The organism is Psychromonas sp. MB-3u-54, assembly GCF_002836415.1.
Lineage (GTDB): Bacteria > Pseudomonadota > Gammaproteobacteria > Enterobacterales > Psychromonadaceae > Psychromonas.
Genome location: NZ_PJBP01000185.1, coordinates 22,205 through 41,253 on the forward strand (window position 1 = coordinate 22,205; position 19,049 = coordinate 41,253).

Sequence of the window (19,049 nt, forward strand, 5' to 3'; positions counted from 1 at the left end):
TTAAATCCGTAGTGGACTAATCGCATATAAAACATCATTACTTTTTTCTTGTATCGGAATACTAAAACGCCTCAGTTTCATCATGTCATCTCCTGGGGAGTTCAGCCCTTTCTTCGTTGTCACAGCCAACTCATAGCCAGCATCTGCAACCATCTTTGAGACAACATCATCAACATTACCGTTGGGGTAACAAAAATATTTACATGCTTTATCTAAGTGTAACTCGATTTTTTCTTTTGAAGCCACCAACTGCTCGCGAGCTGTAATATGATCTGTTAATGCAATCCTAATGTGATCAACTGTATGGCTCCCTACATCAAATTTATCACTATTTGATACCTCAATTAACTCCGACCAACTTGCAAGCCGAGTCCAATCATCTACCTTTATAATGTCAGTCAGTGCCTTACTTGTTTCAGTTTCGATCTGACTTGAAATACGATCTAAAGCATCGCGCATTTCTATGTCAGTTAAATAAAAGGCTTTGCATTTAGATCTAAATTTTGCATACGATTGTTTCAGTTTTGCTCGACTGGAGGTGTTGAAAGTAAATTTTTCAGAGCCGAATAATATGAAGAAACGATCTTCAGTTAATTGCTGCAAAGCATAATCTAGGCGATCAAACCAAAATGGGCTACATTGATCGATATTTTTTGTCGATATAAAAATGGTGGGTTTAATATCATACTTATTAAACACCTCTCCAGCATAGGTTAGATTATTCCAGTAACCATCATCCAGGGTAAAAACCAAACCATTTTTAACACTGGGTAAAACACCACTCAATATATTTTTAGCATGTCCCAATGAAATAAAGGTGTAATGCTCTGATAGTATCCGGATCGTCCGTTCCAAAACTTCAGGTTTTAGCTGTTCTCTTAGTGGCTGCCACAAAACATTTTCATGATCAAACATTACCCCATGCATTGAAACAATTGTAATTTTATGCTGAAATAGTCGCCGTACTAGTCTACCTAAGCCCAGTAGAAAAAGTTTTTTAAATAAATAGTTATAACCTTTTTTAAAAAATGCCATTATTAATTCTCTTTTTAAATATTTTCCCTAATATTTTATTTCTTTGTGACCTAGTCAGTATCACAAGACTATAGCTAACAATGAGAGAGAGCACAGCCAACAGCAAAAAAAACAAGCTGAATCCAAAATTATATTGATCATAGCTGTGACGAGCTAAGAGAATTAACCCTGTAAATGGAGTCACTGCAATGATTGGTTTCAATATTGCAAAAGCTACATACTGAAAAAGAGGTAATTCTAATTTTTTACATGTGTAAATAGGCATCATCACACCGTAACTTAGATTCATTGGTACTGTTAGACCTATAGCTGCCGAAATAAGAGTTAACTCATTACTTAACGAATAAATATAGAAACATGAAAAAGCCATCACTATAACCAAAAAAAGATAAATCGATATCTTACCGTGTTTATTCATCCCCATCAGAATCCGCAATGAGCAATCTTGAGAAACAGGCAATAAAACTCCCAAGGCTAATATTGATACCAACATTTGATTGACATAATCAGGCCCCATCCACAATAAAAGAATCAGATCTCCTGATATCAACAATGTAATAACAAGAGGCAGCGTAAAAGCAAAGCTTAGCTTGGTTGTTATTAAATAGAATTGTTTTAATTCTCCTCGTTGACTCGGATCTAACATCGCTCCCACGGAAGGGGTCAATATCATAGTAAACTTAGATATAAACACACGAATATGCCGTGTTAAGGCCAACGGTCGTGCAAAAATTGCTAATGCAGCAGGTCCCATAGCTCCTACGATCATAAGATTGATTGACTGCAACAAAAAGATTGGAGGTAATGTAGCAAACTTGCATTTGACCCCATAACCCAGAAGTTCTTTAGCCGTGCTAAAAGATGCAGACTTCAGATTTAATTTCAATGGTTGACATAATTTATATGTCACAACTGCACGTATGACATCTGACAATGCATTACTGACAAAATAAGCGAAAGCCATACCTACAAGACCATACCCTGAGAGCAACATGGTTAACATCAAAGATAAAGTGACAAAGCTTTCAGCTGCAGTTATTCCATTATGTAAATCCCATCTATGAAATCCAGTTAAGATACCTCGGGATGCAGAAAATAAGTTATTAAAAGCAAGGCTCAGCCCTAGAAACAACATGACATATTGAGTCAATTCAACATGCTCCCCTAATCTCTCAGCAAACAGTGTCGAGAAGCTCGTTATTACCGCTAACGTACCAAGCACAATCAATATGCACACAAAAAATTGAATGCATATAACCGTATTAAAAATATTGTTCAACTTATGTTGATTATTTTCAGCACGAGCCTTAGATATAAACCTATTTGAATCTGATCCGACACCTAAACCAACCAACACTAGATAATTTACAAATGTCCAGCAAAAATCCCATATCCCCAACTGTACAGAACCAATAAATTGATCAACTAATCTTGGCATAATAAAGCCTGAAACCACTAAGACTAAGTGGCTTGACCAGCTTATTAAAGTATTCCATAAAATCCTGCTTTTACCGGTAAAATCCTCTGGTATCGACTTTGATTTTTCCGTTTCCATTAAAACACTACCCGTTATAGCCTAAATATCTATTGTAATGACCCGCTATAGAATTAAATGTTGCTAACTCTTGCTCTGAAAGTTCACTTTTCCACCTGTCATCTAACTTAATTATTTCACTATTATCCAAACGCATACCATTACCGACCACATGGTGCTCAACCGTTTTAAAAAAAAAACATTTTTTTGTAGGATCAACACCAATAAATTCAAAAATACTATCTAATGTTTGCTCGGTATTGTTACAAATATCTTCGTAGTGAACCTGCATCCACTTTTCTTTGAGCATAGTGGCTAATATGGCTTGGGTTTCTTGGTTGGAGCGCCCCCATTCTCGAGCGCCAATTTCAATACTCCTTCCTTGCTCCATTGATTTACCTGCCCCACCACCACGAAGCTTAGGATCTTTGGCATCTGCATATTCAGAAGGGTTTTTATAGGCTAACGATACGCCACGACCATCTCTCACTACCCAGATCACTTTGATATCGAGATCTTTATTTTTTAGTAAATATTTAAGGCGAATACCAATTTTAGAAGAATCAACAACAGCCTTAACACCTGCTTGTTCTGCGATTGCACTGACGTAATCTGCATTACGTTTTTGTAATATCGGCAATTGCTTGCGCCAGGTGGGTGAAAGTGACAGTAAACAATCTCGAAGAAATTCAACAAATGGTGCCCGCACTAACGGCTTAAGCAGCTTTAATATATAGGGAGTTGCACCAGTACGCATATCCATACCTGCTGCAGATATAGAAAAATCCTGCCCTCTTTGGGCCATTTTTTCACTAAGCCCTTGCCAGAAGCTACATTTTCCAACTAGCGTTTTACATGAACATAAATAACTCTCTTTATCACCTAAATTAACCGCTTTTAATTCCCCAACACTGCATAAATCAGGGTGGGCACCCAATAACATCGCAGTCATGGTTGAGCCTGAATGGCTAGCGGCGGCTAAATAAATTAACTGTTGTTTTTTATTACTCATAATTTAACGGCTTAATTTTATTGACTAGAGAGGTTTGCTAGGCAGAAAAATTTCTTTGACCAACATGCCTAAGAATAAAGTATTGGTGACCAGATAGCGTTTCCATAAGCGCCCAGGCTCTTGTACCACCCGATACAGCCATTCCATGCCATATTTTTGCCACGATAGTGGCGCACGCTGTACTTTTCCTGCTAATACATCGAATGAACCGCCGACGCCATGCACAACAGGTACACGCATCGTTTTGTTCCAGCGCGCCATAAATTGCTCTTTTTTGGGGGAAGTGATGGCAACAAATAAAACATCAGCATCGGAATCAGTAATTTGTTGGGCGACAGCAGCTTCTTCCCTGTCACTAAAATAACCGTGTTGAGTGCCTGCAATGACGACACCAGGATATTGCTTACGAATTTCCGCCTCGGTTCTAGCCGATATTTCAGGAGTAGCACCAAGACAAAATACACGGTAGCCTTCTTTGTTGCCGCGGCTCAATATTCCATGCATTAAATCAATTCCGGTAATACGTTCAGGTAAGGTTTTTCTTAAAATTTTACTTGCCATGACAACAGAACTGCCGTCAGCAAGGATCATATTTGAACTACGGACATCTTTGCCAAGCTTGGGATTGCGCTTCATATTGACAATTTTGGCCGCATTTAACATACCGATATGTAAGGATTTTTTGTTTTTTATCGCGCTATCAATATGATCGAGGGCTTGCGATGAGGTGAGTATGTGAACTTTAATACCAAATAAACAGACATCCCTTTGCGTTACTTCCAATGTAGAAAGCGAGGAGAAATCCCTAATATTTTGTGACGCTGACATAAGCTACCTCACATAATCTAAAATGTTGTTAAATAAGAAACTAAACCATAAGAACATAATTAGAATAGACCAAATTATAATTTCTGCCCCTGAGACTTATCACTTATAAACAGCCCTTTACATTGGCATCAAATAGTTGTCATAAAAATAGCTGCAACTATACTTGCCACAGATGTCTAAGCAATAAATAAAAAACATCACTCTTTAATGTCATATTCATTTAAGTTATTCATTTAAGAGACTAATAAAGCTAATGCATTTTAATCTCCCATTCTGTTTGTCAGCTTTTTTAGAAGATATGTTTTTCACCTTATTTTTTAATTATTGAATGCACAAAAGAATAAATAGTTACATCCATTGAGTGCTGGTAGAACGGCTTTTTGGCAGTTTAAGAATGAATGGTTATTAAATATTGTTCATTTAACGCATTAAACGATAACGATGGATGTTGAATCATATATCCGTTATTACAAACATCAGCGACTTCGTACAACACTTAGTGATTTAATCGCAGGTGTCCGCTTGGACAGAACCAGAATATATATTAGGGATATGAAATGTGGTTACAAAATAGAAGAAACTTAACACTCTTTTTTCTTTTTAATTTTTCTCTTGTTATAGCGGCTAATTCATCTGTTGTTTTTGATCTGCTTGATGAGTGGTTAAGTGCAGGCCCTTATAATCATGGTTTATTAGGTTTTGGCCTTGCTTTATATGTTTTTTGGATAAAAAAAGAGGAGTTTGCTTTCTCCCGCAGCCGTTTTCTAAATCTGCTGCCCTTATGTGCGGCTAGCCTGCTACTGCTGGTAGCAAACCTTGCTAGTATCGCGCAATTACAGATACTCGGCTTATTTCTTGTCATAGTGGCTTTATTACTTTCCCTTTATGGTCTTAAAATCATTACCACTTTATTCCTTCCTCTCTTGATGATCTTTTTGCTCCTGCCTGTCTGGGATGTATTACAAATACCTTTGCGGGACATCTCAACCTGGGTAAGTTTTAACACTGTAGACTTACTTGGTTTTGAAATAATGAGAGAGGGATATTATCTGCTGACACCGGGGGGCACTTTTATAGTTGAAGAGTCATGTTCTGGGCTAGGTTTTTTTCTGGCTTCAGCCTTGTATGCTGTTTTTGTTGCACAAATCAATCATCTTTCGCGTAAATCAGCGGCCTTATTTTTCATTTTAGCGGTGCTTGTTGCTATCATCGCCAATTGGATTCGTATCACAGTGATTATTATTGTCGGTAGCCAAACCGCAATGCAGCACTTTATCGTGCAAGACCATTTAACCTTCGGCTGGTTCGTTTTTGCTGCTTGTTTTATGCCGCTTATATTTATCGGCAATATCTATTTTGGAGAGCAAGTAGCCGCTAAAAGCAACCATCAAAGCGCACCAAAGAAACAGCAAAATTCAAATATTACTTATCTATTCTCAGTAGTTACAATTGTGATCTGTTTTTCTGCAGGCACATTCATTATTTCTTCTCGCTATGATCCAGAATATAAATTTATATTACCAAGCATTCCTAATTATACAAAAGTAGGCGCGAGCAGTGCGACCAGTCATAACTGGAAAATAGTGTCAAAAGGCGCAACAAGTGAGGAATATACCCATTTTTTACAGGAAAAAGAATTAATCCAAGTTTATTTAGCTAATTACGTTAGGCAATACCAAGGTGCTGAAATGATTTTTATTGAAAACAGTCTATTTGATAAAAGCCGCTGGTTTAAAGACGAACAACAGATAATTAAATTAGCTCCCGCATCGATGCTAAAGCAGATAAATTTATTAACCCTCCACAGGAATAGCCAGCGCTCCCGCTTAATCGCATATTGGTATTTAATAGATGGGCGTTATATCACCGATAAAAAACTGGCTAAATGGTATGAAGTTCAAGCGACACTAAAAGGCCAGCCCGGTGCCACGCTAATCGCCATCGAATTTGCGTACAATAATGAGGATAAGGAACAGGCCGTAAAAACAGTAACAGACTTTGTGACTGCATTTAGTGCACAACCTATTAATATTCAAAAATCTATATAAGAAGCCCTATGCAATCTTTATTCTGGTATGTGAAACGTATTAAAACCATGTCAACACAAGAAATCAGTTGGCGTGTCAGATCATTATCTGCCGCGCTGTTAGAGCATACCCGTGTAAAGATGAACATTATTGCATCGCCTACATTTCAAGCAGGCTATCAAGAGCTAGCACCATTTTCTCCGCCATTCCGAGTTTTTGTGGGTGATATTAAAAAATTTAATTGTCAATGGCGCCCGGCATTGCTAACTAAAGCAGATCAAATTTTACAACACAAGCTCAGTTATTTTGATTTGCATGCTCTGGATTTAGAAACACCTATTAACTGGCATAAAGATCATGCGACAGGACAACAAACCAGCCTCGCTGCTATCATCTCGGTCAATTATCGTGACATTAAGAAAAATGGCGACTGCAAGTTAGTTTGGGAGCCTAATCGTCATCATCAGTTTGTTGTTTTAGCACGCGCTTATCAGGTTACGGGTGACTTAAAATATGCACAAGGTGTCATCTCACAAATGACCAGCTGGCTGAATGCCAACCCATACGGTTATGGCATGAACTGGAAAAATCCGCTTGAACTGGGGATAAGAATAATTAATTGGGTGTGGGCAATTGATTTAATTCTCGATTCAGGATTATTTTCCGGTGAATTTAAAAACCGATTATTACATAGCGTCTATCTGCATTGTCGAGATGTGAGTGGTAAATTTTCACAAGGCTCATCTGCGAATAATCATTTAGTCGGAGAAGCGGCAGGTGTTTATATTGCTGCCAGCTATTTTTCAATGTTAAAAGATGCACCAACATGGCGGCAAAAAAGTAAGGCCGTTTTAGAAAATGAAATACAAGCACAAACTTTTTCTGATGGCGGCTCCAAAGAGCACGGTTTTAGCTATCAATTTTTTGTTTTCCAGCTTTATCTGTTTTCATCACAAATTGCGAACTGGCAAAATGATGATTTTTCTCCTGAATACCAACATACGTTAAATAAACTCGCTGAATTTATCGCTATCATTGCACAAGGAGGAGAGGACTACCCTATGCTGGGTGACCAAGATGATGGCTATGCATTGGATCTTGGTAATCATGTTCATGATATCAATGCTCTTTGCGATTTGGCTTCTCATCTTTACGATAATGAAATATTTCGCATCAACGCTCAAGAAGCAAGTGAAGCCGCATTTTGGTTATTCAATCAACGGGGCATAGATAAAAATCTTGCCCCTTCGTTACAATCTACGCCTTTAACACCACATAAATTTACTGAATCTGGCTATTATTTACTGCAAGCCGGTAGTCTAAAGACGAATGATCAGGTGAGCGTTTTATTTGATTGTGCTGAACTTGGCTATACGTCCATTGCCGCTCATGGTCATGCTGATGCATTAAGTATCGTTATGCGTCTTAATGGCAAAGATTTGTTAGCCGATAGCGGCACCTATGATTATTACAGTTTTCCTCATTGGCGAGATCACTTTAGAAAGACACAAGCGCACAATACCATCGAGGTGGATGGCTTAGACCAATCGGTTATGACCGGTCCATTTATGTGGGAAAAACATGCGCAAGCACAATGTACCCTTTGGGATCCAAATAATACAGGAGGTATAGTCACTGGCATGCATAATGGCTATTTACGACTGGCGTCACCCGTCACTCATCAGCGTAGTTTAAATCTAAATACACAACAAAAAGAGCTGCAAATAACAGATCAAATTCAATCACAAGGCGACCATGATATTGCGCTTTATTTCCATCTATCGGAATATTGTTCAAGTATAAAAATTAACGGTCAAATTTGCAGTCTCATCTTAGGCAATTTCAACGTGATTATTACTTTACCTGATAACTTAAATTTAGAAGCAGTACGGGGTGAGTGCCACCAAGATCCCAATCATGCATCACTTGGCTGGATTAGCCGCGGCTACCATCGGCGAACAGCAATTACGACTTTAATCGCCAGCGGAAATACAGTTGCCAGCCAACAATTCACAACATCTATCCAGTGGTTCTAATTGGAGATTAAATTGGTTTGAGATAGCGTCCGGTCGGCCAAATTTCTCGAATACTAAAGGGAATGTTTTTCATTTTTGGGTGCCAGATGAAAATGTTAGAACCCAGCTTTTTATCTGCAAGCCAGCGCCTCTTATGATCAGTATAAACACCCAAAAAATCATAACAGCTTAGCCCTTCTTTCTGACAATTAGTGAATGAATAATAACGTAACACTTGTCCAACACCTGCTATAAAATCAGGATTAAAACCCTCTTGAATGGCTAAAAATTCGTTGTTATAAACATAACCAAGCTGCATCGCTTGAATTTCACCGTGACTTTCAAGTCTAAGCAACCTCAACCAGCCTTTTTTTAAAGCCAGTGGCGCGAAAAGTCGGTAAAAATCGGCTAATTCAGGACGTCGTTCAAATGTACCTAATCCAGCATTTAACCAATGTTTATTATGTAAGCTAAAGAGTTGCTCAAGAAGTTCACTGATATCATCATCACTTTTGCAAGTAAGCATTTGCCAGGATCCAAGCTTATCCAAGCGACGATGAGGCCTGCGAATATCAGCACGTAAACTTTTGGATAACTCGGGTAATATATCAGTAGAATACTTGCTTAAAGGGATCTGAGCAAACTCTACGGTACGTTGATTGCAGTTAAGCGCCTCAACGCTTGATAATGATTGCAGTAACGTATGTCCTCCCTCAGTCCAGGCCGCTACATTAGTGAACCAGATAAAATCCCAGCATGGTTTAACCTCAGGGCTAAGCAGATGTTCCCAGAGCCTACTTTTAAGCGCGATACTGTCTTCTTTTTTAACAATAAAATTTGAGTATTCCGATCCAGAACCTTTATCGCCAACAAATCGTAATGCCTGGTACGTAAGTAAGTGAGCTAAGCGGTACTCTTGTATATAAAAAGGGGCAATAGCTAGAATGCCCTGGCTATCCTGGATCACTATAATAAAAGGTGTTATCAACCCACCTTGTGTTATTCGCCAACAATCCATCCATTCCCAAGTCAGAAACAGATTATCAGCATCAGATTGCACAAGGAGGTTTTGCCAATCTTTTTTTAACGTTGCAAAATCATTCCAATTTTTAATCACCCTGATTTCAAATGATTCTGCACTGCTTATTAACATATTAACCCTTCTATAGTCGAAGATTTAGATTGGACAGATAAAAAATAAAATACCTTTGAGATCAATTCAATAAGAAGTATCTGTTCTAAAAATAAAATTAGCAGAGTGAAGATCAAGCAAATAAATACCAGTAAAATAACAAATAACAAATAACAAATAACAAATAACATTAAGAAATACCTAAGCAATCATAATGAAATTTTCACTTGTTATCAATTTAAGACAAACGACACATCGCTTAAATTACAAACAGGAATCCAATGGAAAATTTAAAAAATTTATCCATTAAAGTTAGCTCTTTTACTCTATTATTATTTTGTTTGTTATTTTTAACGGCATGTAATAGTGGAGCTTCCTATGACACCTTAACATTAGCACCAAACAGTGCTGACAGTACTGAATTTAGTATTAATTTTCCTTCAGATATAACAGTCAAGGCAGGTAAAACTGTTGAATTAACCCCTGAAATTAATGAAAAAAGTATCGCTATAGTCACTTGCCAATGAAAGCAAACATCCGGCTATGTGGTAACGCTAGCAACCAATAATGAGCTATCTGCAGAGTTCACGGCACCAGTAAACGATAATTTAACATTTGAAGTTATCGCGACAGATAGCGATGGCAATCAAGATTCAGACACAATAAATATAACTGTATTACCAGCTAATGTAGCTCACCGCGCCATACTAAGCTGGAGTCCCCCACTTTATAATTAAAATGGTTCCGAATTAACGGATTTAGCGGGCTACAGAATTTATTATGGGCAAACAGCAACTCAACTAAATATGAAAAAATGAGTCAGCAACCCCAAGTTGACATCATACAAAATAGCTAATCTGTCCTCTGGCATGAGTTATTCTTTCTGCATAACAGCCGTTAACAATGCTGGAGATGAAAGTCAGAAAAGCGCGACAGTAAAACTTATTTTGTAGCGCCCCTAATAATAAGAATGATAGTTAAAAAACTAGCGTTCTTAGAGGACACACAGTGAGTCTCAGCCTGTGAGTAGGTTCTTTTTGTTGCTTTCAGGCTGCTCTTAATACTTTGCATATTTCAAATGTCATTTCAATAACCACTCTGAGTGGTTATCCTTTTACTAAAAAAGGTCGCCCCAATAAGTCTGTTTTATTAGAAGGGAAAATTACTTAAAAAATATCTACTTTCATCTTTCAAGTAGCACCTTCACTACATAATCTGGCGGTGTATTACACAGCCTAACCTTATATACCCAAACCACTTGAGAATACGGATTCAGAGTTTCATTCGAATGCGAGAACAAGGCGTACTATATTTTAAATATTTAATTTTCTCGATTCCCATCATCTTTTCCTGATTACAAATATAGTCAATAGCTCTATTTTCATTAGACCAACTATCGATACAAAATAGCCTCTAATCCAACAATTTTAGAGGAATACTCATACAAAGATGAACCCTCTTTCATTAAATGCCCTTCTGCTATTACGACTTTTTTTCGAAAATTCATGAAACGTCTCACCTGAGTGTTTTCGAAGAGCCCAATAAAAAAGGGTATTAGACATTCTCTTAACAACCAATATTTGATGCGTATATCAAGGTATATAGACCATCGCGTATTATCAATACCATCACTGCATTATCATTTTCTTTAAATTGCTTAATAGTATGAGCAGAAGCGTCAGGCATAACCTAATGACCACGCTCACAGGCCGTAGTTTTAATTTTTAATAATATAAGACTTACACGTCTAAATTTTTTTTTTGAACTAACATATCTTATGTGGTTTTAAATTAAGTTAGACAATGTGTTACCTCTTTAAGGTTATTTTTCCCCATCGTTAGATTTACAGCTCATACGGAAATATGGTTATGTCTATTAAAATATTAACTGTCTTTGGTACTCGACCAGAAGCAATCAAAATGGCTCCACTTGTAGATGCGCTAAAAAAACAGCCGGGTATTGACGCTAAAGTTTGCGTTACAGCACAACATAGAGAGATGCTTGATCAGGTACTTGAGCTGTTTGCAATCACCCCCGACTATGATCTAAATATAATGAAGCCTGGGCAGTCTTTATCCGATGTAACCACTAATATTTTATTAGGGCTTGAACCCATTTTAAAAGAATTTAAGCCCCACCTTATCTTGGTGCACGGTGATACCTCAACGACATTATCGACCAGTTTAGCCGCCTTTTATCAGCAGATTCCAATTGGCCATGTTGAAGCAGGTTTACGTACTGGCGATCTGAACTCTCCTTGGCCGGAAGAAGGGAATCGCCGACTTACCAGCGCCATTACTCATCTTCATTTTGCGCCAACCGAAAGTGCGAAAGCAAATTTACTCCGAGAGTGGATCTCAGCCGATAACATTGAAGTAACCGGTAATACCGTTATTGATGCCTTAATGCAGGTGATCCATAAATTAAAAAATAACACACAACTTTCAAGCACATTAGCTGACATGTTCCCCCAATTAGATGCCAATAAAAAACTCATCTTAGTAACGGGTCATCGCAGAGAAAGTTTTGGTGGTGGATTTGAGCGAATTTGTGGGGCGCTGGCAGAAATTGCAAGCAGACATTCAAATGTCCAGATAATCTACCCTGTTCATCTAAACCCCAATGTCCGTGAACCGGTTAATCGGATTTTATGCAATCTTGACAATATCCATTTAATAGAGCCGCAAGATTACCTTCCTTTTGTCTATTTAATGGATAAAGCGCACCTTATTTTAACCGATTCCGGGGGCATTCAAGAAGAAGCACCAAGTTTAGGTAAACCCGTACTGGTGATGCGTGATGTCACCGAGCGGCCTGAAGCGATTTCCGCAGGAACGGTTCAACTGGTTGGTACGGACAAAAATAATATTATCAATGCCGTTGAAAAATTACTGCAGGATGAAATAACTTATAACCGTATGAGTCGTGCACATAATCCCTATGGGGATGGTCAGTCTTGTCAGAAAATAATCAATAGAATCATGCATTATTTTGTTACACAAAAGACGGAAGCAGTCACTGCGGCTTCAGAGTCTATTGCAGTTAATCTTAATGGATAAATAAAAGATACAGGGAGTTGTCATGAATTTTGAAAAAGTATCCGTCGTTGGGCTTGGCTATATAGGTCTGCCTACAGCTGCAATTATTGCTTCGCGAGGCATGACTGTGATTGGTGTTGAAGTTAACCAAAACGCGGTAAACCTCATTAATGCGGGGAAAATTCATATCGTCGAGCCAGATCTCGATATTGTCGTTCGCAGTGTTGTTTCCACTGGAAATTTACGCGCAGTGACTATTGCAGAGCCTGCTGATGTATTTATGATTGCCGTACCGACGCCTTTTATCCATAGCGATGATAATAGCCACCAACCCGATCTCAGTTATATTGAGTCTGCAGCTAACACTATAGCGCCAGTACTTGAAAAAGGTAACTTGGTTATTCTTGAATCAACATCCCCAGTGGGAACCACTGAAAAACTGGCCACTTGGTTAGCGAAAGCACGCCCTGATCTCTCATTTCCTCAAGATAAAGGCAATGCCGCAGACATCAATATCGCACATTGCCCTGAACGCGTATTGCCGGGTTATGTTCTACAGGAATTGGTGTCTAATGATCGCGTCATCGGCGGCATGAGTAAAACCTGTAGCGAGAAAGCAGTTGCACTTTACCGCACATTTGTGCGCGGTGAATGTATCATCACCAATACACGCACAGCAGAGATGGCAAAACTGACTGAAAATTCATTCCGTGACGTCAATATTGCATTTGCAAATGAATTGTCTATTATTTGCGATAAATTAAAAATAAATGCATGGGAATTAATCAAACTGGCCAATCGCCACCCCCGCGTTAATATTTTAAATCCAGGACCGGGCGTCGGTGGTCACTGTATCGCCGTTGATCCCTGGTTTATTGTCGACAGCTGCCCCGAAGAAGCAAATCTGATTAAACAAGCGCGCTTAACCAATGATCGCAAACCACATTATGTCATCGAGCAAATAACGCATGCCGCAGATGAGTTTAAGCGTCCTGTTATTGCATGCTTAGGACTCGCTTTTAAAGCTGATATTGACGATCTGCGAGAAAGTCCAGCATTACAGATAGTTAAGCAACTAGCCGATAAAAAGGTCGGTCAGATAATGGCAGTAGAGCCCAATATCAAATCATTACCAGAGCATTTACTTAAAGAAAACGTACAATTTTCAAGCTTAGAAAACGCCCTCGAAGTTGCCAATATCGTCGTCATATTAGTCGATCATCAGGAATTTAAAATAACAGATAAAACGCTTTTAGCAACCAAAGTGGTCATCGATACACGCGGCATATTCTAGCCTTATACCACTCTATTTAAAAAGTAGCTTGCCCGTTTTAATGCATCCACAGTATTGATACAAGGAAAAAAAAGTGCTTATAACGAATTATTACCCAACGCTAACTATATTTGATTATTTTACCGCGAGCGTTGAAATCACATTAGCCTTGACGGCCCTGGTTAAGGTAAAAAATTTAAAAATAAAGCTGAGTTTTTTCCTCTTCGCGATTTTAACTGCAATCTGGCATATAACCCTCGCTGACAACCCATTTGACAGGTTTCCATCAAGTGACCAATTTCAACTTATTGAGATACTGCGCTATATAGGCTGGCCTTTAATCCTAATAAATCTGTTAATGTACTCACAAAAAAAAAGACTCCCCGCACATTGGCTTGCTTCAATGTATATCACTATTGTCGTGATTTTAGCCATCTTAATACAGAGTTTAAACAACCCATTAACGTCATTTATGCAGATGACATTATGGCTCTATATAAAAATAATTCTCTGTTTAGCCGGTATAGTTATCGCGGAACAACTGCTCAGGCATGACCGTGCTAGCCGCGTTAGTAAGCTAGTGGCACTTGTTGCAATAACTCAACTTGCCTATGACATGCTCGTTTTTTTAAATATATTGCTTTTTGTCAGTGAAAACAACAGCTTGTGGTATGCCAGAGGCGTAATTAACAGCGCGACCTCATTAATATTAGCACTTGCAATTATAATCTATCCTTTTCAACAACAACAAGAGAGTAAGTTTCAATTATCCCGGTCAATTATCATATTCAATACAAGCTTTATATTAGCTGGAGTATTCCTTGTCTTTATGGCGCTTCTTGGCTTAGTCGTTAACCTTTTCAATGTTGAATGGGCAGAGGTTTCAAAAATACTTTTGTATGTTATGTCAATATTTTCCATAGTAGCACTGTCATTTCTTGAAAAATTCCGTCTACACACCACTGTTTGGATAAGCAAGAATTTCTTTATTAATAAATATGATTATCAAAAACAATGGATCGAGCTAGATTCCCAACTTTCACAGAAAAGAGACGATAACAATAGCTATGAAATAGCACTCGCAACGATGACTTCGTTATTTAACTGTAGTAGTGGTGGGATTTGGCTTAAAGGGCAACAGTTTTATTCTCCAGTTGCATTAAAAAACCTTGAACTCCCATCATCACGGGCAATTGAAGCAAATAACAGCCACTTTATACAACTGATGACTAAAGATGAATGGGTCTTTCAAACCCCCAAAAATACAGGCATTCATGATAAAAAAAATAATAAGTACTTACCTAAATGGTTTATAAATACGAATGATGCATGGACAATTATTCCACTCAATACTCATCAAGGATTAATTGGTTTTGCGGTACTTTGTAAAAAATCAGCTAACACCACCTTAACTTGGGAAGACTTGGACATATTGAAACTGACGGGTCGCCAAATAGGCAGCTATATTAGTAGCTATCAGGCATCGGAAAAGTTAATTCAAAATCAACAGTTCGACCTATTTAATAAAATTACCGCTTTTGCAATCCACGATATAAAAAATCTTATAGCACAACAAGGTTTAATGCTTAATAACGCAGAAAAGTTCAAGCATCAACCTGAATTTGTTGATGATGTAATATTAACAATCAGTAACTCCGTTGAAAAAATGAATCAATTATTAGTGAAATTGCAGGGAGATCCACATGGCAAGCTTGAATCTATCAATATAGAAAAACTGCTAGAAAATGCGATAGAAATGAATTCTTCCAGTCTCCCAACACCAATATTATCCGTAGTAAAAGGGGATCATGCGCTGGTGATGGCTGACAAAGATAAATTGCAAATGGCACTTTATCATTTAATTAAAAATGCACAGGATGCAACCGATGATAGTGGCACAATTACAGTGAAATTAACCACTGAAAATGATGATTTATGGTTAGAAGTAAAGGACACAGGCAGCGGTATGGATGAGTCTTTTATTAAGGATGAATTATTTAAACCCTTTTCCAGCACCAAACAAGATCAAGGAATGGGAATCGGCGCATATCAGATAAGAGAGCTCATTCATTCTTTACAAGGAGAGATCTTTATTGAAAGTACAGTAAAAAAAGGCACTAAATTTTCAATTTACTTACCTTTGAATGGCACTAAAAAAGAAATCAACTACGCTTAAAATCATTAACTTAGGGATAAACGTTCGTGAATGGACTTTAGAGGACAAAATGATAAAAACTTTACTACTGACTTTGGCAATTTACATGCTGGCAGGTTGTTCTTCGACAGAACTACTTCACCATATTGATTCTAAAGAGAGCATAACGACACCTGAATACAAAATAGGGGCAGGCGACCAGTTATCTATTAATGTTTGGAAAAACCCAGAATTATCATTAAGCGTCACCGTTCGCCCCGATGGAAAAATATCAGTTCCATTGGTCGGCGATGCCCAAGCGGTTGGTCTTTCTGCAGTGGCGCTAGCGGCTGAGCTGAGCAATGACCTCACAAAGTTTATCCGCAGTCCGGAAGTCACCGTTATTGTAACCTCAGCGATGAGTGCCGAATTCCTCTCTCGAGTACGGATCACAGGCGCGGTGCAAACACCTCTATCTATCCCCTATAGAGAAGGAATGACAGTACTGGATTTACTTCTACAGGCTGGCAGTTTAACCCCTTTTGCTAAGGGTGATAGTGCCATTTTATACCGAAAAACAGATAGTGGTATTAAACGTTATTCAATACATATGAACGGCATTATAAAAAAAGGTGATATATCGACTAATTACGAGTTAAGCCCATCAGATATCATAATTGTCCCAGAGAGTATATTTTAACATGGAAATTAATGAAATATTTAAATACATAGCAGCGGCATGGCAAGAAGTATGTCTGAGAAAATTCAAGGCAGCGTTACTTGTTACCCTGATTAGTTTTTCTATTTTAGCAATAGGAATATATAAGCCCTCAGTATTTCGTAGTGAGACCACTATTTTTGCTGATACTCAAAATATAATCAAACCACTACTCGGTAAGCAAACCTCAATTACCAGCGTAAAACAAAGCAAAACGGCACAAGTTCGTGATGTTATATTCTCTCCTCGGCAATTAAATAAAGTGATTGATGCTGTATATGGAAAAAAGGCCTTTCCGACACCGCAGCTTTTAGCAGACAAGTGGGCCTCTTTACGGAAAAGCATCGACGTTGAGGGTCTGTCTGGCAACTATCTGAAAATATCTTATCAGGATGCGACCCCCGATATAACATTTCGCCTACTTAATGAAGTCGTATCATTATTTGTGGAGGATAGTGCAAATACCAAAAAAAATGAGAGCCGTAGTGCATATAATTTTATCGAGCAACAAGTTGTAAGTTATAAAGACCAGTTACTGTTAGCTGAAAAAAAATTAAAAATATTTAAATCCAGCCATTTAGATGGAACAGAATCAGAGGTGGAATCTCGAATATCACAGTTACGTAATGAAATTGAGGATATGAAGATTTTTCAAATGGAAAGCTTAACACGAATTTCCTCACTCAAAAATCAATTGAGATCACAAGATAAGTTTTCATCCAATGATTATGAGGCAGCTATTTATCACAACCGACTTAAAGAGTTACGACAATATCTTGATAATCTGTTACTCAGCTACAAAGACGATTACCCTGAAGTCGCTGAAGTCAGATATCAGATTAGTGACATGGAAAAAAACATCACAAACTTATCCTTTAAAGAAAAAGACAAGTCTCAAATAGGGGCTGAATTTAACCCATTGTACCAAGAAATCAGTAGTAAATTATCGACGGCACAAGTTTCACATAATACCATCGGAAATAGACTTAATGCCTTCAAAGTACTGCTCGAAGAAGCCTATGAGCGACGTAAACGTGTTGCCAACAACCAGGCGGAGCTTTCTGAATTAAACAGGGATTACAGTGTCATCAAAGGGCTTTATGAAGATATGCTTGCCAATAAAGAGAAAGCTAGATTATCAATGGTACTTGACATTGAGGGGCAAGGGGTTAATTACAAAGTTCAGGAACCGGCAAGCTATCCAACACTACCATCGGGTCCCCGCTTCCTACATTTTTTTATTGCGGGCCCTTTTCTAGGTTTCTTAGTCCTAGTTTCACTATTTTTAGTTAAAATACTGCTAGATAATAAAATCCGTTTTGCATCTCAACTTGCACAATTTACGAGTGTTCCACTTCTTATCAGTATTGATCATAAGCTTAACAGCCCTGAAAGAAACAAAAAAAGGTTAGCAAATATAACCTTTATTTTTGGTTTTCTCTTTGTTGCAAGTGTTTATGTCGGCATTGCCATTAGTCATCGCTATGACTACCCGATATCTGAACTATTTACGCCACTGTATTATCTATTAATGGAGCAGATAAGATGACAGTAATGCCTTTAGAAAAACAGGTCGCAGAGAGAAATAATCAACCACAGAACACCTCTGATGATAGTCGAAAACAAATTCGTAAAATGAGTGATGACCGGTTATTAACGTCCGATGAACTTGATACATTAAAAATAATTTATCCCGGTTGCCGGGATGAAAAATCGCTCAATGATTATCGTGAATTACGCACTAAACTATTAAAAAAGGCTAATAACAAAAATTTTGTTTGCATGCTTTCGAGTACTAACAGAGGCTCGGGTACAACACATGTTGCTGTTAATTTAGCCGCTAGTATTGCCTTGGATCATAGAAAAACGGCATTAATTATTGATTGTAATAGTTACACGCCTTATTTGGATAACTACCTTAAAGAAAAACCAAAATTTGGCTTATCTAATTTTCTTGAGGAAGATACTCAGGAAATAGAGGATATTATCTATCCGTCGGGTATCCGTCGAATAAGAATTATTCCTGCTGGATCTAAAACTGAACATGCCGCGGAAAATTTTTCATCGGAGAAGATGGAAAATTTCATAGAGATGGCCAAAAAACGCTATCCAGATCGTTTTATTATTCTCGATACCCCTCCTATTGGATATTATGCTGAAAGCCAGATTTTAGCGTCAATTTGCGATATGGCTATTTTAGTCGTGCGCTATGGGCAGACAAGTGAATCACAAATTCAGACCGGCATTGAGTTAATCAGTAACGATAAACTTGCAGGCATCATTATTAACAAAAAATGAGATAC

Annotated in this window: 15 protein-coding genes and 2 pseudogenes; 12 read left to right on the forward strand and 5 right to left on the reverse strand. The window is 38.0% G+C overall.

Translation table 11 applies throughout. The features are described from left to right. The 4 genes from CXF72_RS18710 to CXF72_RS18725 are packed head-to-tail and all read right to left on the reverse strand — an operon-like array spanning position 1 to position 4,409. Positions 1 to 1,035, reverse strand: coding sequence for a polysaccharide deacetylase family protein (locus CXF72_RS18710; RefSeq protein ID WP_101041304.1), 1,035 nt, complete (start codon positions 1,033 to 1,035; stop codon positions 1 to 3). Then, positions 1,022 to 2,590, reverse strand: coding sequence for a lipopolysaccharide biosynthesis protein (locus tag CXF72_RS18715; RefSeq protein WP_101041305.1), 1,569 nt, complete (start codon positions 2,588 to 2,590; stop codon positions 1,022 to 1,024). The genes CXF72_RS18710 and CXF72_RS18715 overlap by 14 nt, the downstream gene beginning before the upstream one ends. A 7-nt stretch (positions 2,591 to 2,597) precedes the next feature. Next, positions 2,598 to 3,581 carry a sulfotransferase gene (locus tag CXF72_RS18720; RefSeq protein WP_101041306.1) on the reverse strand — a complete coding sequence of 328 codons (984 nt, stop codon included), beginning with the start codon at positions 3,579 to 3,581 and terminating at the stop codon, positions 2,598 to 2,600. Between the two features lie 24 nt (positions 3,582 to 3,605). Then, positions 3,606 to 4,409, reverse strand: a complete 804-nt coding sequence (locus CXF72_RS18725) for a WecB/TagA/CpsF family glycosyltransferase (protein WP_101041307.1) — start codon at positions 4,407 to 4,409, stop codon at positions 3,606 to 3,608. 364 nt (positions 4,410 to 4,773) lie between these two features. Here CXF72_RS18725 and CXF72_RS20360 point away from each other — a divergent pair. From CXF72_RS20360 to CXF72_RS18735, 3 genes and pseudogenes are all read left to right on the forward strand, one after another. Beyond that, positions 4,774 to 4,994, forward strand: a pseudogene (locus CXF72_RS20360) (hypothetical protein); the annotation flags it as partial. Next, positions 4,967 to 6,457, forward strand: a complete 1,491-nt coding sequence (locus CXF72_RS18730) for an exosortase C-terminal domain/associated protein EpsI (protein ID WP_101041308.1) — start codon at positions 4,967 to 4,969, stop codon at positions 6,455 to 6,457. The pseudogene CXF72_RS20360 and the gene CXF72_RS18730, both read left to right, overlap by 28 nt. An 8-nt stretch (positions 6,458 to 6,465) precedes the next feature. Continuing rightward, a complete protein-coding gene (locus tag CXF72_RS18735; RefSeq protein WP_101041309.1) occupies positions 6,466 to 8,472 on the forward strand; it encodes an alginate lyase family protein in 2,007 nt (668 codons plus the stop codon). A 7-nt stretch (positions 8,473 to 8,479) separates the two neighbouring features. Here CXF72_RS18735 and CXF72_RS18740 read toward each other — a convergent pair whose 3' ends face one another. After that, a complete protein-coding gene (locus CXF72_RS18740) occupies positions 8,480 to 9,604 on the reverse strand; it encodes a GNAT family N-acetyltransferase (RefSeq protein WP_101041310.1) in 1,125 nt (374 codons plus the stop codon). Between the two features lie 260 nt (positions 9,605 to 9,864). Here CXF72_RS18740 and CXF72_RS18745 point away from each other — a divergent pair, with 260 nt between their 5' ends. From CXF72_RS18745 to CXF72_RS18775, 9 genes and pseudogenes are all read left to right on the forward strand, one after another. After that, positions 9,865 to 10,110, forward strand: coding sequence for a hypothetical protein (locus CXF72_RS18745; protein ID WP_101041311.1), 246 nt, complete (start codon positions 9,865 to 9,867; stop codon positions 10,108 to 10,110). Between the two features lie 15 nt (positions 10,111 to 10,125). Further along, positions 10,126 to 10,320 (forward strand): annotated as a pseudogene (locus CXF72_RS20365) (PKD domain-containing protein); the annotation flags it as partial. 96 nt (positions 10,321 to 10,416) lie between these two features. Further along, complete coding sequence (locus CXF72_RS20370) at positions 10,417 to 10,536, forward strand: fibronectin type III domain-containing protein (RefSeq protein WP_442966053.1); 120 nt, start codon at positions 10,417 to 10,419, stop codon at positions 10,534 to 10,536. A gap of 915 nt (positions 10,537 to 11,451) precedes the next feature. After that, positions 11,452 to 12,642, forward strand: a complete 1,191-nt coding sequence (gene wecB / locus CXF72_RS18750; protein WP_198552673.1) for a non-hydrolyzing UDP-N-acetylglucosamine 2-epimerase — start codon at positions 11,452 to 11,454, stop codon at positions 12,640 to 12,642. 22 nt (positions 12,643 to 12,664) lie between these two features. Continuing rightward, positions 12,665 to 13,915 carry a UDP-N-acetyl-D-mannosamine dehydrogenase gene (wecC, locus tag CXF72_RS18755; RefSeq protein ID WP_101041313.1) on the forward strand — a complete coding sequence of 417 codons (1,251 nt, stop codon included), beginning with the start codon at positions 12,665 to 12,667 and terminating at the stop codon, positions 13,913 to 13,915. 73 nt (positions 13,916 to 13,988) lie between these two features. Next, complete coding sequence (gene prsK, locus CXF72_RS18760; RefSeq protein WP_232785030.1) at positions 13,989 to 16,070, forward strand: XrtA/PEP-CTERM system histidine kinase PrsK; 2,082 nt, start codon at positions 13,989 to 13,991, stop codon at positions 16,068 to 16,070. A 49-nt stretch (positions 16,071 to 16,119) separates the two neighbouring features. Continuing rightward, positions 16,120 to 16,728: an XrtA/PEP-CTERM system exopolysaccharide export protein gene (locus CXF72_RS18765; RefSeq protein ID WP_101041338.1), complete on the forward strand. Its 609-nt coding sequence runs from the start codon at positions 16,120 to 16,122 to the stop codon at positions 16,726 to 16,728. Between the two features lies 1 nt (position 16,729). Further along, positions 16,730 to 18,295 (forward strand): XrtA system polysaccharide chain length determinant, encoded by a 1,566-nt coding sequence (locus CXF72_RS18770; RefSeq protein ID WP_101041314.1) that lies wholly within the window; start codon positions 16,730 to 16,732, stop codon positions 18,293 to 18,295. Beyond that, complete coding sequence (locus CXF72_RS18775) at positions 18,292 to 19,044, forward strand: AAA family ATPase (RefSeq protein ID WP_101041315.1); 753 nt, start codon at positions 18,292 to 18,294, stop codon at positions 19,042 to 19,044. The genes CXF72_RS18770 and CXF72_RS18775 overlap by 4 nt, the downstream gene beginning before the upstream one ends. Positions 19,045 to 19,049: the final 5 nt, after the last annotated feature.

Excerpts from the sequence above, each read along its gene's own strand:
- CXF72_RS18710 (WP_101041304.1), bottom strand. The coding sequence starts at position 1,035 with ATGGCATTTTTTAAAAAAGGTTATAACTATTTATTTAAAAAACTTTTT.
- CXF72_RS18715 (WP_101041305.1), bottom strand. The coding sequence starts at position 2,590 with ATGGAAACGGAAAAATCAAAGTCGATACCAGAGGATTTTACCGGTAAA.
- CXF72_RS18720 (WP_101041306.1), bottom strand. The coding sequence starts at position 3,581 with ATGAGTAATAAAAAACAACAGTTAATTTATTTAGCCGCCGCTAGCCAT.
- CXF72_RS18725 (WP_101041307.1), bottom strand. The coding sequence starts at position 4,409 with ATGTCAGCGTCACAAAATATTAGGGATTTCTCCTCGCTTTCTACATTG.
- CXF72_RS18730 (WP_101041308.1), top strand. The coding sequence starts at position 4,967 with ATGTGGTTACAAAATAGAAGAAACTTAACACTCTTTTTTCTTTTTAAT.
- CXF72_RS18735 (WP_101041309.1), top strand. The coding sequence starts at position 6,466 with ATGCAATCTTTATTCTGGTATGTGAAACGTATTAAAACCATGTCAACA.
- CXF72_RS18740 (WP_101041310.1), bottom strand. The coding sequence starts at position 9,604 with ATGTTAATAAGCAGTGCAGAATCATTTGAAATCAGGGTGATTAAAAAT.
- CXF72_RS18745 (WP_101041311.1), top strand. The coding sequence starts at position 9,865 with ATGGAAAATTTAAAAAATTTATCCATTAAAGTTAGCTCTTTTACTCTA.
- wecB (WP_198552673.1), top strand. The coding sequence starts at position 11,452 with ATGTCTATTAAAATATTAACTGTCTTTGGTACTCGACCAGAAGCAATC.
- wecC (WP_101041313.1), top strand. The coding sequence starts at position 12,665 with ATGAATTTTGAAAAAGTATCCGTCGTTGGGCTTGGCTATATAGGTCTG.
- CXF72_RS18765 (WP_101041338.1), top strand. The coding sequence starts at position 16,120 with ATGATAAAAACTTTACTACTGACTTTGGCAATTTACATGCTGGCAGGT.
- CXF72_RS18770 (WP_101041314.1), top strand. The coding sequence starts at position 16,730 with ATGGAAATTAATGAAATATTTAAATACATAGCAGCGGCATGGCAAGAA.
- CXF72_RS18775 (WP_101041315.1), top strand. The coding sequence starts at position 18,292 with ATGACAGTAATGCCTTTAGAAAAACAGGTCGCAGAGAGAAATAATCAA.